This window comes from Mucilaginibacter sp. P5_A4, assembly GCF_056400605.1.
The window spans coordinates 1-14,243 of record NZ_JBFUKX010000013.1 but is presented as its reverse complement, the minus strand read 5'-3'; the positions used below and the strand labels follow the sequence as shown (position 1 = coordinate 14,243).

General features: G+C 41.9%; 10 protein-coding genes. 3 read left to right on the top strand and 7 right to left on the bottom strand.

The window, feature by feature from the left end; all coding sequences use genetic code 11:
- The first annotated feature begins 3 nt into the window (after nucleotides 1–3).
- Nucleotides 4–1,047: an adenylate/guanylate cyclase domain-containing protein gene (locus AC1DQW_RS10115; protein WP_477408577.1), complete on the top strand. Its 1,044-nt coding sequence runs from the start codon at nucleotides 4–6 to the stop codon at nucleotides 1,045–1,047.
- 103 nt (nucleotides 1,048–1,150) lie between these two features.
- Here the strand turns inward: AC1DQW_RS10115 and AC1DQW_RS10110 are convergent, their stop codons facing one another.
- Nucleotides 1,151–2,029 (bottom strand): YitT family protein, encoded by an 879-nt coding sequence (locus AC1DQW_RS10110; protein ID WP_477453970.1) that lies wholly within the window; start codon nucleotides 2,027–2,029, stop codon nucleotides 1,151–1,153.
- Nucleotides 2,030–2,039: 10 nt separating this feature from the next.
- Entirely contained in the window at nucleotides 2,040–2,621 is a 582-nt protein-coding gene (locus AC1DQW_RS10105; protein ID WP_477453969.1) for an HD domain-containing protein, read from the bottom strand.
- Between the two features lie 121 nt (nucleotides 2,622–2,742).
- Here AC1DQW_RS10105 and AC1DQW_RS10100 point away from each other — a divergent pair, with 121 nt between their 5' ends.
- Both AC1DQW_RS10100 and AC1DQW_RS10095 read left to right on the top strand, forming a co-directional pair.
- On the top strand, nucleotides 2,743–3,981 hold the full coding sequence (locus tag AC1DQW_RS10100) for a dicarboxylate/amino acid:cation symporter (protein ID WP_477453968.1): 1,239 nt from the start codon (nucleotides 2,743–2,745) through the stop codon (nucleotides 3,979–3,981).
- 112 nt (nucleotides 3,982–4,093) lie between these two features.
- Complete coding sequence (locus AC1DQW_RS10095) at nucleotides 4,094–4,708, top strand: trimeric intracellular cation channel family protein (RefSeq protein ID WP_477453967.1); 615 nt, start codon at nucleotides 4,094–4,096, stop codon at nucleotides 4,706–4,708.
- Between the two features lie 154 nt (nucleotides 4,709–4,862).
- Here the strand turns inward: AC1DQW_RS10095 and AC1DQW_RS10090 are convergent, their stop codons facing one another.
- The 5 genes from AC1DQW_RS10090 to AC1DQW_RS10070 form a co-directional block, all read right to left on the bottom strand.
- On the bottom strand, nucleotides 4,863–5,657 hold the full coding sequence (locus AC1DQW_RS10090) for a PI-PLC domain-containing protein (RefSeq protein ID WP_477453966.1): 795 nt from the start codon (nucleotides 5,655–5,657) through the stop codon (nucleotides 4,863–4,865).
- Between the two features lie 100 nt (nucleotides 5,658–5,757).
- Nucleotides 5,758–8,043, bottom strand: a complete 2,286-nt coding sequence (locus AC1DQW_RS10085) for a GH92 family glycosyl hydrolase (RefSeq protein ID WP_477453965.1) — start codon at nucleotides 8,041–8,043, stop codon at nucleotides 5,758–5,760.
- Nucleotides 8,044–8,129: 86 nt separating this feature from the next.
- Nucleotides 8,130–9,635, bottom strand: coding sequence for a RagB/SusD family nutrient uptake outer membrane protein (locus tag AC1DQW_RS10080; RefSeq protein WP_477453964.1), 1,506 nt, complete (start codon nucleotides 9,633–9,635; stop codon nucleotides 8,130–8,132).
- Nucleotides 9,636–9,658: 23 nt separating this feature from the next.
- The gene (locus AC1DQW_RS10075; protein ID WP_477453963.1) at nucleotides 9,659–13,087 is read right to left on the bottom strand and encodes a TonB-dependent receptor; all 3,429 of its coding nucleotides are present in this window, start codon (nucleotides 13,085–13,087) and stop codon (nucleotides 9,659–9,661) included.
- A 277-nt stretch (nucleotides 13,088–13,364) separates the two neighbouring features.
- The coding region (locus tag AC1DQW_RS10070) for a FecR family protein (RefSeq protein WP_477453962.1) at nucleotides 13,365–14,243 on the bottom strand (879 nt) is incomplete at its 5' end.

Sequence of the window (14,243 nt, the reverse complement as noted above, 5' to 3'; positions counted from 1 at the left end):
ATAATGGCCAAGATACTGGTGGTTGATGACGAATTAGACCTGGAATTACTCATAAAACAAAAATTCAGGAAAAAGATCCGCGAAAAGGTGTATGATTTTGTATTCGCCCACAATGGTTTTGAAGCATTAATCAAACTTGCCGAGGAACCTGATATTGATATGGTATTGAGCGACATCAATATGCCCGAAATGGATGGCCTTACCCTGCTTACCAAACTGCCAGAATGCAACCCTATCCTAAAAGCGGTAATGGTATCGGCCTACAGCGATATGGATAACATCCGTACCGCCATGAACCGTGGCGCCTTTGATTTTGTTTGTAAGCCGGTAAACTTTGACGACCTGGATATCACCATTGAAAAAACTTTATTGCATGTTGTAGAACTGAAGAAAACCATGCAGGCCATTAAGGAGAATAACATCCTTAAAATGTATGTAGATGAGAATGTGCTCAACTTTATGACTACCAAAGAGTTTGAGAACAGCCTGCTGAGTAACGAAACGATAGATGCCACCGTATTATTTATTGATGTGTGCAGCTTTACGGCTATATCCGAGCATGTACCTGCTAATACCGTAGTAAACCTGCTGAACAAGCTGTTTGACGCGATGGTTAAAGAAATTATTGCCCAAAACGGCCATATTGATAAATTTATGGGCGACGCAGTAATGGCTATATTTCGCGGAGAATACCACCTTGACCGCGCCATAGATGCCGCCCTTGCCGTACGCGAAAAAATGCATGCAACCGAAGCAATTAAATATGGTAATAAAACCTTTAAGCCCGAAGTATCCATCGGCATTAATTCGGGCGAGATGATCTCGGGCAATATTGGTTCGGCTTCGCTAAAACGCCTGGATTATACTGTAATTGGCGACGCGGTAAACCTGGCCCAGCGCCTGCAGGGTGTAGCCCAGGCCAACCAGATCATTGTAACCGAAGAGGTGTACCACAAAGCCAAAGAATCATTCGAATTAAAAAAGATTGGCGAAGTAAGTCTGAAAAACAAGGCGAAAGCGGTGGAAATTTATGAAGTAGTGAGTTAGTGAATGGTGAGTGGTGAATTGTGAGTAGTGAGTAGTGAGTAGTTGCATGTTTAAGCATATTGAATTAACTACTCACTATTCACCACTCACAACTCACTTCAAATTAATGTTCCCTTACCCTTTTCTTTAGCACCCCGCCTGCTGCTTCCTTAATGCTATTTGTAAATACAAAAGCCTTGGGATCTATACTGTGGACCAGGTTTTTTAAGCGGCGTACCTCAAAACGGGTTATTACGGTGAAAATGATGTCAACCGGTTGATGTACATCAAAGCTATCTTTTAAAAAACCACGCTCGCCTTTGTAAACAGTGATACCGCGGCCAAGCTCCATAACCAGTTTTTCTTTAATGATCTCGCTTTGGCCGGATATGATATTAACGGCGGTATACTCTTCCAATCCATCAATTACAAAACTGATAGTACGCGAAGCGGTATAGTAGGTTAATATAGAATACAATGCCGTTGGAAGCCCGAGTTCAAAGGCGGCGATTAAAAAGATAATGATATTGATGCCTAAAATGATCTCGCTGATGGTAAAGCTGCTGCGTTTAAGTGTGTAAAGAGCCAAAATTTCGATACCATCAAGCGCGCAGCCCCCCCGAATGGAAAGCCCTACACCCAGGCCCATAAATACCCCGCCGAATATAGATACCAGCAACTTATCGGATGTGATAACCGGGTAAGGCACATAATGCAGGCAAATGCCCAATGCAACAACGCAGGCAAAGGTTTTAAATGCGAACGCCCGGTTTACCTGGAACATCCCCATGATGATAAAGGGGATATTAGCTATTACAATAACAAATGCAATGTTGATGTGGTAAAGCTCATGAATGAGCAGGGAAATACCGGTTACTCCGCCATCAAAAAATTTGTTGGGGACCAGGAATCCCTTTAAGGCAAAGCCGCAAAATAAGATCCCTATAATTACGGTAACTACATCCTTAATTATTTCAGGTAAACTATGCTCCGGTTTAGACATGTATAGTGTTTTAAATTAACGTTTTAATTATTTCCTGCAGGTGTTTTTCCTTGGTAGCCGCCCTTAAACCGACAGCTGTTTTGGTAAAGTAATGATGACTTTTTAGAAAGCTTACCTGTTGTTTATCCCACTCCTGTTTATTTTCCAGTTTTTGGGTTATTACAAGTTCCGAAAATAACCTTTTACTAAGTATAAAAAAATCATTCCGGCCTAAATAATCCAAATCAGCATCACAAATAATTTCGCCCAGTTTATTTTTCGGGTCATGGGGCAGCTTAGTGGCCATAATGATATCACAGATCTGATCTGTCTCTTCAGTTGAATAACCAAACCCCGGCAGGTATTCACGTGCAATTATACAGGAGTTGATTTCATGATCTTCCTGCCCATGTACCAGAAAACCAGCATCATGAAACAGGGCGGCTGTTAACAACAAGGCTGTGTCCTCCCCGCTTATCCCCTCCGTTAATGCAATTTGTTTCGCCGCTGCGTAAACATCTTCGGCATGTATGGCATTGTGGTAATAAAAATGAGCCGGGAGTTCCCGGTTTATTTTATCCAGTATAAATTCCCCGGCCTTATCAATCTGCATTTATATAAAAATTGGCTGCTAATATAACAAATTGCCATACGCGAGAGGCAAATATGTGATTCTGCATTTTGTTTTTTGACAGTGCCACACCACATATGCCCTATATTATTATATTAGCTAAATGAATAGTTGGTTTAAGAGTTATAAAGGCATCATATTCCTGATAGGCGGCATTATAGCCGGCAGTATTGCCGGTATATTTTTGGGTGATAAGGTTAACATCATCAAACCCATAGGGGATATTTTCCTTAACCTGCTGTTCACTGCGGTTGTTCCGCTGGTTTTCTTCGCTATCGCGTCAGCCATTGCGGGGTTGGATAGCTCTAATAAACTGGGCAAATTATTGGGTATTACTTCGCTTGTATTTGTAGGCACCGTACTTGTTGCAGCCATAATAACCATTATCGCCATCTGGATCTTCCCTATACACCAGCATTTGGTGGCCAGTCCCATCACCGAGGCCATTGTTAAAAAACCACTTGGCGATCAATTAACCAATCTGTTCACTACAAGTGAATTTTATCAGCTGCTTTCCCGTAAAAGCATGATGGCCATGATCATATTTTCGGTGCTGATAGGTTTTGCCACACTACGCTCGGGCGAAAAAGGCGCTGCCTTCGCACGTTTTTTGCATAGCGGTAACGAGGTGTTTAAAAATATCTTTATCCTTATCATGAAACTGGGCCCAATTGGTTTGGGGGCCTATTTTGCCTACCAGGTTGGTGTATTCGGTCCGCAGCTATTTGGTGGATACGCCCGCTCAATGGCTTTGTACTATGGTGTGGGTGTATTTTATTTTGTGGTGATATTTAGTCTTTACGCGTTTATAGCAGGGGGCGTAACTGCAGTAAAAAGATACTGGCGTAATAATATTATCCCATCGGCAACAGCAGTAGGTACCTGCAGCAGCATTGCCACCATACCGGCAAACCTTGATGCGGCAAAAAAAATGGGCATCTCAGATGTTATTGCCAACGTCACCATCCCGCTGGGTGGTACGCTGCATAAAGATGGTTCAAGCATCTCATCCATTGTAAAAATGGCTGTGGTGTTTGCCTTGTTTGGTAAAAGTTTTAACAGTGCCGATACCATAGCTATTGCCCTGGCCATGACGGTTTTGGTTAGTTTGGTAGAAGGCGGCATCCCCAATGGTGGCTATATTGGCGAATTGCTGTTCATATCAGCTTACGGGTTCCCGCCCGAGGCCCTACCCCCGGCCATGATCATAGGGACATTAGTTGATCCTATGGCTACTTTGCTAAATGCCACAGGCGATACTGTAGCCGCGATGCTGGTTTCCCGGTTTGTAGATGGGAAAAACTGGTTGTCACCAGCCCCCCGCCAACTGGAAGAGGAATAGTAATCAGTATTTGCCGTATTTATAGTTCGGCGGCAGGCAGATGGGCGATGTGTGTTTTTTCTGATCTATGCCAAATAATTATATTTGTTAAACAAGCCTTAATACATCATCCATGCTGCACATTTTATACATCATAGCTATTATTGCCGAAGCCATGACTGCTGCCTTATCTGCCGGGCGAAGGGACATGGATTGGGTAGGCGTTTGTATTATAGCATGGGTTACCGCATTGGGAGGCGGTACTGTGCGTAATATTTTGTTTAACCATTACCCCATGAGCTGGGTTGAGCACCCCGAGTACCTGTTGATAACCGCCGGGGCCGCTATACTGGCTGCAGTAATAGCCAGGCTCATGACCAAAATGAAAACGCTTTTCCTGTATCTTGATGCTTTGGGTTTGGTGGTGTTTACCATTATAGGTTGCCAGATAGCCCAGGAAATAAACCTGCCTGCAACCATCATTCTATTAAGCGGGATGATAACAGGTTGCGCCGGTGGTGTACTGCGCGATGTATTGTGTAACGAAGTGCCGCTGTTGTTCCGCAAAGAAATTTACGCCAGCGCAGCTATAGTTACAGGGGCAGCGTACCTGGGTTTGGAATATTTGGGCGTACCTGCAGGTGTGGCAATTGTTATAGCCTGCACCATTGGCCTTGGGCTGCGTTTGCTATCCATCAAATACAATTGGCAAATGCCCAAATTTGTTTATCGCGAGGAATGGCATTAGGCAAATGACACTTCTTTTTATTCTTATTTATAAAATCTAAGAGCTAAACTATCATAGTTCAAGATTATGCTCTCGTTATAACTAAACTTACGAAGTTTTGAAAACTGTAAGTTTCTATACTATCAAATTGTTTACCGCGAGGAATGGCATTAGGCTATTTTAGCGTCTTTTTATTCCTGTCATTTAAAAAATTGCCCAGTTTTTCTACTTTGTCTGTGCCTATCACATCAACGCCTAAGCCTATTAAGGCACGCCATGCGGTTTTGTTATCCGGCGTTTCCCAAAAGCGGATCATTTTACCGGCATTGTGTACGCTATCAATTACGCCAAGCAATTTGGCAGTCTCAACTTTGGAGATCTTACCCCTACCCTTCCACTGGCTGTATTTGGTAAAATTATAGCTCAGCAAACTTATGCGCTGCCATTGCTGCGGGGTAAATCCGGTTATGTGATCAACATCAAAGGTGAGCCAGGTTGGGTAATTAGCAAGCTCGGCCGCTGGCGGTACCCCGCCGGTTATTGTTATTTTCAATCTACCAGGCAATCCGTTAATCACAGCATAATCCATCAGCGGCCCCAGTTCTTTTATAATCAAAGGCATCAGGATATGGTAATCTATCTTTAAATCAATCAGGAGCCTTATCTGCCTCGCGGTATCCACCTTGAGTTTTTTTACCAGGGGATCGATATACATTTTTTTCAACGTACGTTCTGCCATGATCTCTTTTTCGGAATGGGCAACCATTAGTTTACCATTAACGGCGAACACATCTGCCTCTATAGAACCAAAACCTTTATCATAGGCCCCGTAAAACGGGTTCCTATTTACATAATCGTTATGCGCATGGGCGTCGGCCACTGTATAGATTTGCTTTTTTTGCGCAAAAACAACATTGGCAGCGTTAAGAAACGCCGCCAATGTGATTGTTATTTTTAGTAGTTTGTTCATGAGCCCCCTAACCCCCTAAAGGGGGAATTAAATGGTCAATTATTTTATTCATTAAAAGTTAAACCCACCCTAGTTCCCCCTTTAGGGGGTTAGGAGGCATCTATTTCTCATTCGATAACGAATATGGCACATCGCTATCCTTTACCCCCCTTGTTTTATTAGGTTGCGGCGCCATGTTAAAATTGATAGTAGCACCTTTTAATAATTCCTTATGGCTCAACCAGGTAAGATCATAAGGCTTATCATTAAAGTTCACGGTATTAACGTACCGGTTGGCATAGCTGTTATTAGCTGCGTTTATAGCAACCGTTTTACCATTTTCGAGCTTAAGGGTAATTTTCTTAAACAGGGGCGCTCCCAATACATACTGATCGCTTGCAGGAGTAACCGGGTAAAAACCCATTGCCGAGAACACGTACCAGGCCGACGTTTGCCCGTTATCCTCATCGCCGCAATAGCCATCTGGTGTTGCTTTGTATAACTTGTTCATTACATCGCGCACATGCAATTGGGTTTTCCAGGGCTCACCTGCGTAGTTGTAGAGGTAAATCATGTGCTGAATGGGCTGGTTACCATGTGCATACTGGCCCATATTTACAATCTGCATCTCGCGGATCTCATGAATAGTTTCGCCGTAATAGCTGTCATCAAAAATTGGCGGCAGGGTAAATACAGAATCAAGCTTGGTTATAAACTGCTTTTTTCCGCCCATAAGGTTAATCAAGCCCTGGATATCATGAAAAACACTCCAGCTATAATGCCAGCTGTTACCCTCGGTAAAGGCATCGCCCCATTTTAGCGGGCTAAACGGTGTTTCAAATGAACCATCTTTATTTTTACCGCGCATTAACCCGGTAGTGGGGTCAAAAAGGTTACGGTAGTTCATGCTGCGCTTTTTATAAACATCAGTCTCAGCTGCCGGCTTACCTAAGGCTTTGCCTAATTTATAAATAGTAAAATCGTCATAGGCATACTCCAATGTACGGGCGGCATTTTCGTTGATCTTTACATCGTAGGGCACATATCCCAGTGTGTTATAATACTCCACACCCTCGCGGCCTGTGGCTGCGGGGCCTTTGTTGTTAGCGCCATGGATCAAAGCCTCGTATAATGTATTGATATCATAGCCCTTGCCACCTTTTAAATAAGCTTCGGATACTACCGAGGCAGAGTTATTACCGATCATTACAGCAGAGTATCCGGGGCTCGACCACTCGGGCAGCCATCCTCCTTCTTTATAATCGTTAATCAAGCCTTCCTGCATCTCTTTATTGATAGATGGATAAACCAGGTTCAGGAAAGGATATAAAGCCCTGAAGGTATCCCAAAAGCCTGTACCGGCAAATTTATATCCCGGGAACACTTTACCTGTTGACGCGCTGTAATGCACAATTTTATTATCAGCATCTATCTCATATAATTTATTAGGGAAGAAAACCATGCGGTAAAGGCACGAGTAAAAGGTTCGCGTTTGATCGATAGTGCCACCCTCAACGGTTAAGCGGCTAAGGGTTTTGTTCCAAACGGTTTTTGCTTTTTGCTCGGTAACATCAAAACTATCGTTACCAACTTCTCTTTTTAAATTTAGTTCGGCTTGTTCTATACTAATAAATGATGAAGCCACCTTTAAATGCACCTTCTCGCCATGAGCTGTTTTAAAGCCGATCAACGCGCTTGCATGTTCGGCCTTCAGTTCAAGCCCGTCGCTTAATGTGGTATCACTGTAGGTTTGTGCCAGGGTTATTGCCTTATCTACATAAATAACAAAATAGTTTTTGAAATTTTTTAAAGGCCCGCGAGCATATTTGGTAGAGTAACCTACTATCTTTTTCTCACCGGGGATGATCTTTACATAGGAACCTTTATTTAGCGCGTCGATCACAATAAATGAGCTGTCGGTTTTAGGATAGGTGAACCTAAACTGGGCCGCCCTTTCGGTTGGGGTGATCTCGGTAGTTACATCATGATCGGCAAGATACACGCTGTAGTAGTATGGCTTGGCAATCTCGGCCTTATGCGAAAACCAGCTTGCCCTGCCGTTTTGCGATACTTTTAAATGTTTAGTAACCGGCATTATGGCAAACTGCCCGTAATCGTTCATCCAGGGTGATGGCTGGTGAGTTTGTTTAAAGCCGCGTATTTTATGAGCATCATAGGTGTAAGCCCATCCATCGCCCATTGCACCGGTTTGCGGAGTCCAGAAATTCATTCCCCATGGTAGGGCAATGGTCGGATAGGTGTTACCGTTTGACAGGTCGTAATGCGAGTCGGTACCCATTAAAGGGTTAATATACTCAACAGGGTCGGTTACTTTATTTACCTGTTGTGCCAATGCAGATGTGACAGCTATAAAAAATGAACCAATAAGTATAAATTTTTTCTTCATGCTTAGCTATTAAACGTTTTTCAATTTTAACTGTAAATATAAAAGACCAGCTTTAATGGCCGGTCTTTTATATTGTATTATATTTATTACCACCCGGTATTTTGGGTAAGCTTACTATTGGTGCTGATCTCGCGTTGCGGGATAGGCCATAAGTAATACTGGGCCTTCATGGTAACACCTTGCTCGTTAGCTGTAGATGTTGCGTCGCCAAATGTATTATTGGTTACATCATAAATCATGTGGGTACGCTGAATATCAAAATAGGCCTTATTTTCATAAGCCAACTCGTGGTAGCGCTCTTTCCAAACCTCAGCACGGAAAGCAGCCTGGCTTAGTGCGCCTATAGGGGCCAGTTGCGCACGGGCCCTTATTTTATTAAGTTGTGCTATAGCTAAAGTATTGGGTGCACCTTCTGCTTCGTTGCTTGCTTCTGCATAAATCAGCATAGCTTCCGGCAAGCGCAAAAAGGTCCAGTTTTCATCACTCTGGCCATTACCTAAAGCACTCTCTACGTGAAAATATTTATAAAGCGCGTGCTCGCCAAAGGTTATAATGCTTCCATCCTTAAATGATGGATAGCTTGAAAAATAAAACTGTCTTTCCTGGGCACGTAAATCGCCCGCCGCATAGCTGTTAAAGAACCCATTAGTAGGGATCATAGCTCCAAGGTGATCGCCATATGCACCAACCAGCAAGTTAAAAGGCAATGTTAACTGCGGAATTGCATTTGTAGATACACCAACCAGGTAATTGGCTTGAAATATAAGTTCGCCCTGGTTTTTGTGTGCATTGTCATGCAAATAATCGTACTTGTCAAACAGGGTGTAAGCAGTACCATTTATAACCGGTAAAATTTCTGCAGCCGCTAAAGCGTAGTTTTCGGTCTTTTTAAGCGGGAAGCCTGCAGTGGTTAAATAAACGCTGGCTAATAAAGTACGCACTGCGCCTAACGATACCCTGCCGGTTTTATCTGATTCGGGTAAGCCTGATGCCTCGGCGGCTTTAAGGTCACTGATGATCTGATCATAAACCGCAGCAGTAGCCGCACGTGCCGGATAAAGATCTGGACTACTAATAGTTACCGGAGCAGTAATCAAAGGCACATCGCCGTATAACCTTACCAGGTGATAATAAAAGAATGCCCTTAAAAAATAAGCCTCGCCCAATAACTTCTTTTTATCAGCATCGGCAAATGGGGTAATTGCCGGAATATTGGCAAGTGCTATATTAGCATTCGAAATAGCATTATAACTATTTGACCATACATCCTCAAAACCCGGGTTAACCGCATCTGTACGGTTATTTATAACATTATTGTTGTTCACACTTTGGCCAAGTGATGTGGTATGACCGGCAAAAAGCTCAATTGTTATAAAAGGGCTTTCGCCATAAGCGTCCCCGTTTTGAAACAGGTAAAGTTTTTGGTAAATACCATTAACAAAAGTTTGTGCCTGGCTTGCTGTAGTAAAATAACTACTCTTCACAAAACCACCCTTATTTTGTTCGATAAGGTCTTTTTTGCAACTGCTTATTAATATGGTAAGAATCAGTAACGAATAACCGATCCGGTATTTTTTTAAATTAAACTTCATAATAGTATGTTTTAACGTTTAAATTAGAAACTAGCATTTAATCCAAACAAGAAAGTTCTTGGTTTTGGATAATCATAAAACTGAATGCCTTGAGTGAAGTTACTGGTGTTATTCTGACCCTGGGTACCTTGCGTGTATGAGGTATTGTTGTTATAGGTAGAAACTTCAGGATCGTATCCGGTATATTTTGTGATCACAAACAGGTTTTGTCCCTGCAGATATAATCTTAACCTGCTCAATTTCAATTTAGATGTAATTGATTCAGGGAAATTATACCCCAGCGTTACCGCACGGCCGCGTATAAAACTGCCGCTTTCAACTTTTGTTGAATATATCTCTGTTTGGTAATAAACATAAGCTGGTCTGTCTTCTGCTATACTGGTATTTTGATTGGTTGGCGTCCAGGCGTTTAATACAGTGGCGTAGCTGTTGGCCTGCCCTGTACGATCCTGACCTGAGTGACGGGTTAAGTTCATGATCTGATTACCATAATTAAATTGCAGATCTACACCCAAATCAACCGCTTTGTAACGGAAAGTGTTACTAAAAGTGCCATAACCATCAGGTAAAGATTTACCCAAAATCACCTTATCGGCAGATGTAACTTTACCATCGCCATTTGTATCCTGAATTTTCAGGTCGCCCGGTAATTTGTTAAATACCGCAGCTTGCGAAGCTTCGGCAGTTCCCCATGTACCTAACACTTTGTAACCATAAAAGCTACCGGCAGGTAAACCTACGCGCATCAGGTTAAATTGCGAAAGGAAAGTTGGACGCAGAAATATATCATCATTTGATGCTCCTAATTGCAATACCTTGTTACTTAGGAATGATATATTAAAGCTTGAATTCCAGCTAAAGTTATCTGTTTTTACGTTAACGGTATTAATGGTTAACTCAATACCTTTGTTTTGTAACTTGCCTATATTTTTATACACACTGTTAAAACCACTTGTTTCTGGCAGCGGAGCATTAAGCAATAGCGCCTTGGTTCTTTTCAGATATGCATCGGCATCAACAGTAATACGGTTGTTGAACAGGCCGAATGAAACACCTAAATCATATTCAGATGTTTTTTCCCATGACAAATTTTCATTACCAATAGTAGTTTGCTGGGTACCTATTGCCTGTGCATTGTTAAATACATAGTTAGTAGTATTTATTTGGGCTTGCGACTGGTACGAACCTATTTCGGAGTTACCTGTTAAGCCGTAACTTACTCTGAATTTTAAATCAGAGATAGTTTTATTATCCTTCAGAAAATCTTCCTGTGAAGCTCTCCAGGCCACTGCCGCCGATGGGAAAAATCCGTTTTTTACGTTTGTACCAAAACGGGACGAGCCATCTCTTCTGCCTGTTACTGTTAACAGATACTTATTATCGTACCCATAATTTAGACGGCCGAAAATTGATTCAAACTGATATGCAAGATAATTTGAGCGCGGTATAGCAGGGATTGAGCCGGCACTCAGGTTATAATACTGGTAATAGTTATCGGCCAGGTTACTGGTTGATGCATACACCCCTGTTTGCTGGAAACTTGTTTTTTCATAACCTGCAACTACATTTAATGAATGTACTTTATTAAATATTTTATTGTACGTTGCATAGTTGTCCCATTGCCAGTAAGTATTATTAGCCTCGTCTATTGATGCTGAACTATATGTTTGGCTTGCCGATGGCCCACCTACCAAACCACTTTGAAAATGCGGGTTATAATTGGCCGATGTTGTTGCACCAAATACACTACGAAAATCGAGCCCTGGCAAAATACTAATATTAGCATAACCATTACCGCTAAAAACGCGTGTTTTATATAACGATTCTATTTCATTTGCCTGTGCTACCGGGTTATCTCCGCCTTCTAAGTTCGGATAATCGGTACGCTTTCCATAAGTCCCGTTAGGATATTTAATTGGAATAAACGGAACCATTTCAATTAACATACGGGGGATATTGTTACCTCCGGTACCGTCATCGGCTGTGCGTTTATCCTGATTGTTGTAGTTTAATGTAGCCCCAACTTTTAACCATGGTTTAATTTGATTATCAAAAGTTAAACGTACATTATAACGCTTAAGGTAACTGTTTAAAATAATACCTTCGTCATCAGCATAATTAAGGAACAAGCCGTAGTTAATATTATCAGAACCACCCGTAAAGGCAAGGTTATGATTTTGACTAACAGAAGTACGGGTTGTTGCTTTTTGCCAATCTACATCATATAATGGCTTCAGGTTTGAGTCAAATAATTTACCGATAAGCGGGGTGCGTAATTTTACAGGATCCTGGTCGGCATATTTACCTGCTGCCCAGCCTGTGGGATCATATTTTTTAATATTGGCATACGATAGATCTTCAATTGCCATATACTGAGCAGAGTTTAATACCGGCAGTTCTTTAGCCATATGATTTATAGCAACGTACGAATCATAACTAACTGTGCCCCCTTTTTTGCCTCTTTTTGTAGTTACCAATATTACACCATTTGCACCGCGTGTACCATAAATAGCTGTTGATGATGCATCCTTTAAAACGTCTATTGTTTCAATATCGTTAGGGTTAATGGAGTTACCTCCTTCTGTCCAAACAACGCCATCAACCACATACAGAGGATCGGTATTGGTGTTAATTGAGCTATAACCGCGTATACGTATTTTGGTAGCGCCACCTGGTGCTCCAGAGTTTGTTGATACATTTACACCGGCAATTTTACCAGATAATTCCTGCTCGAGATTAGTTTGCGGCCTATCCTGCAATTGTTTGCCGCTAACACTACCAACAGAGCCCGTTAAATCGACACGTTTTTGGGTACCATAACCTACAACAACCACTTCGCTTAAGGCTTTTGGCGATTCTGCCATCAAAACGTTTAAAGTAGTTTTTCCGCCCACAGGAACTTCCTGACTTGTATAACCAACAAAGCTAAATACCAACGTTCCGTTTTCGGGAACATTTAAAGTGTACTTACCATTTACGTCGGTTTGTACGCCAACATTAGATCCTTTGATCTTAACGGTTACGCCCGGTAACGGCCCTTTGGCGTCGGATACAGTACCGGATACTTTTATATCAGCAACCGCAGCGATAACCATATCCTTCTTTTTAACCACGATGGTTTCGTCGAATATTTTGTAAGTCAAAGGCTGATCTTTAAAAGCCATATCAAGCGCCTGCTCAAGAGATACACCCGAGACTTCGATATTAATGGATGTGGCTTTGGAAACATCCTGCTTATCATACATAAAATGATAACCGGTTTGTTTTTCTATTGATCTCAGGACTTTTTCGACCGTTGCATTTTTTTGATGCAGGGTAACCACCTGGCTGTAGGTTTTGGCACTCACATTGGTAAGTACCGCTACCATAATAATAACCGTTAGCTTCATAGCTAAAATTATTTTGGATAATTGGGGCCATACCAAAGGCGTGGCCTTAGAATTAAAATTCATAAGTTTGTAGAGTTTGGGTTAAACATTTACTTTCGATTCGTGGATTGTATTTTTTTGGGACCCAGATCTTTAGCCGGGTAAGTACTGCGAATACTTCCCGGTTTCTTTTTGGCAAGATTTTCGGCGTCGTCAACTTGCGTGTTACAACATTTGATAAACCGTTTTACCAATGGGTCCCTCCCTGGGCTAACTTATTTTTTGTATTTCTTCCATCATAGGGTTGTTTAAAGTGAACAATTGGTTGTTTATTATTTAGATTTTATTTGGGCGGTGTATGCTAAGGCAATACCGTAATGTGCCTGTCTTCTATTTTAAAATTGATGCCCATATATTTAAGCATCCCCATTAATTCTGATGCTTTTACATTGCGCGAGATCCTCCCGGTAAATTCTTTGGAGGGCAATTTGCCGGCAAAGCTTACCTGTACATCGTACCAGCGGGCAGCCTGCCTCATAACAGCTTCAATTCCGGCATCCCTAAACTGAAAGATCCCCTCTTTCCAGGCAATAGCGTCATCGGAATCGGGGTTATCAATTACTTTTATAGGCCCGTTTTGATTTAGCTGGGCCTGCTGACCAGGCTTTAGCATACTGGTATTTTGGTTATTGCTTATTTTAACCGAACCTTCTAACAAAGTAGTTTTCATTACGGCCTCATCGTTGTAGGCCATTATATTAAAATGGGTACCTAAAACTTCAACTACTGTATTGTTAACCTTCACCCTAAATGGCATATGGGCATTTTTAGCTACTTCAAAATAAGCTTCGCCGGTAATTTCAACTTCTCTTGTTTTGCCTTTGAACACAGCCGGAAAACTTAGTGAAGATGCCGAATTTAACCATACCTTACTTCCATCGTTTAATACCAGCTGATACTGCCCCCCTCTTGGGGTTGATACCGTGTTCATATCAGCAAAAGGGCCATCATCGTCATTACCGGTTTGGTATACCAATTGACCATCGCGCGTTTTACGGATATGCGCAGACCCTTCTTTAGCTAAAAGTCCATTTTTGGCACTATCAAGTGTAATGGTTTTACCATTGGCCAGGGTTAAAACGGCCTTATTACCACCCGGCAAAACATCATGTGCAGGTTTTGCTTTAGCTATATTTTTTTTAGCAACCGTATTTTTGTCTTGCTTCAAGAATATATATGC

Excerpts from the sequence above, each read along its gene's own strand:
- AC1DQW_RS10115 (WP_477408577.1), top strand. The coding sequence starts at position 4 with ATGGCCAAGATACTGGTGGTTGATGACGAATTAGACCTGGAATTACTC.
- AC1DQW_RS10110 (WP_477453970.1), bottom strand. The coding sequence starts at position 2,029 with ATGTCTAAACCGGAGCATAGTTTACCTGAAATAATTAAGGATGTAGTT.
- AC1DQW_RS10105 (WP_477453969.1), bottom strand. The coding sequence starts at position 2,621 with ATGCAGATTGATAAGGCCGGGGAATTTATACTGGATAAAATAAACCGG.
- AC1DQW_RS10100 (WP_477453968.1), top strand. The coding sequence starts at position 2,743 with ATGAATAGTTGGTTTAAGAGTTATAAAGGCATCATATTCCTGATAGGC.
- AC1DQW_RS10095 (WP_477453967.1), top strand. The coding sequence starts at position 4,094 with ATGCTGCACATTTTATACATCATAGCTATTATTGCCGAAGCCATGACT.
- AC1DQW_RS10090 (WP_477453966.1), bottom strand. The coding sequence starts at position 5,657 with ATGAACAAACTACTAAAAATAACAATCACATTGGCGGCGTTTCTTAAC.
- AC1DQW_RS10085 (WP_477453965.1), bottom strand. The coding sequence starts at position 8,043 with ATGAAGAAAAAATTTATACTTATTGGTTCATTTTTTATAGCTGTCACA.
- AC1DQW_RS10080 (WP_477453964.1), bottom strand. The coding sequence starts at position 9,635 with ATGAAGTTTAATTTAAAAAAATACCGGATCGGTTATTCGTTACTGATT.
- AC1DQW_RS10075 (WP_477453963.1), bottom strand. The coding sequence starts at position 13,087 with ATGAATTTTAATTCTAAGGCCACGCCTTTGGTATGGCCCCAATTATCC.